The sequence below is a fragment of the Achromobacter sp. DH1f genome, from assembly GCF_000633435.1.
Lineage (GTDB): Bacteria > Pseudomonadota > Gammaproteobacteria > Burkholderiales > Burkholderiaceae_B > Achromobacter > Achromobacter deleyi.
Map to the genome: position 1 here is coordinate 1 of NZ_AYMF01000071.1, position 1,080 is coordinate 1,080.

The following is a 1,080-nucleotide window of genomic DNA, read 5'->3' on the forward strand; positions in this document are numbered from 1 at the left end:
GCAGATCTCGCCGATGACGGCCAGGTCGGCAACCTGCGTGCCGGGGTTGGCGATGGTCTCGGTGAACACCATGCGCGTGTTGGGCCGAATGGCCGCGCGCACCTGCGCGGAATCGGTCGCGTCCACGAAGGTGATCTCGACACCCAGTTCCAGCAGCGTGCCGAACAGGCTGTTGGTGTTGCCGAACACGTACTGGCTGGACACCAGGTGGTCGCCGCTACGCAGCAGCGTGGTGAAGATCGCGGCCAGCGCGGCCATGCCCGTGGAGAAGCTGACCGTGCCCTTGCCGCCTTCCATGTGGTTGACCTTGGCTTCGAGCGCCGTGGTGGTGGGCGTGCCCTGGCGTGCGTAGGTGAACCCCGCCTTGCCCTGGAACACCGCGGCCAGCTCGCGCGCATCGTCGTAGGCGAACTCGGACGACGGATGCATCGGCTTGTGCACCGCTCCGTGCTCGACGGATTGCTGGCGGTCGGAATGGAGGATCGTGGTGGTAAAGCCGTTCTGGTGCATGATGGGCTACGCGGAAAAGAATGGGCGACGAAAAAAGGAAGTACCAAAGAAAGCAGCGCGGACTCAGTCCTGGCGCTGGCGCACGGTCTCGTACAGGCACACGGCGCTGGCCACGCTGACATTCAGGCTTTCGACCGAACCCAGCATGGGAATGTTGACCAGCTGGTCGCAGGTCTCGCGGGTCAGGCGGCGCATGCCCTCGCCTTCGGCGCCCATGACCCAGGCCATGGGCTGGCGCGCGTCGATCTTGTGCATGCTGTCGGTGGCCTGGTCGTCGGTGCCCACCAGCCACACGCCGCGGTCTTTCAGGCTGCGCATGGTGCGCGCCAGGTTGGTGACCATCAGGTAGGGCACGGTATCGGCCGCGCCGCAGGCCACGCGCTGCACGGTGGCGTTCAGCCCCACCGCGCGGTCGCGCGGGGCGATCACGGCGTGCACGCCAGCGGCGTCCGCCGTGCGCAGGCAGGCGCCCAGATTGTGCGGATCGGTCACGCCATCCAGAATGAGCAGCAGCGGCGGACCTTCGATGACGTCGAGCACTTCATCGACGTCGACGGCCAGCTGGCGTTC

General features: G+C 66.8%; 2 protein-coding genes. Both read right to left on the reverse strand.

Annotated elements, in window-relative coordinates:
* On the reverse strand, nt 1–510 hold a 510-nt coding region (locus U858_RS0132930), incomplete at its 3' end, for a PLP-dependent transferase (protein ID WP_025141334.1).
* A 63-nt stretch (nt 511–573) separates the two neighbouring features.
* Nucleotides 574–1,080, reverse strand: a 507-nt coding sequence (gene rlmB / locus U858_RS0132935; protein ID WP_025141335.1) for a 23S rRNA (guanosine(2251)-2'-O)-methyltransferase RlmB, incomplete at its 5' end; no start/stop codon positions are given.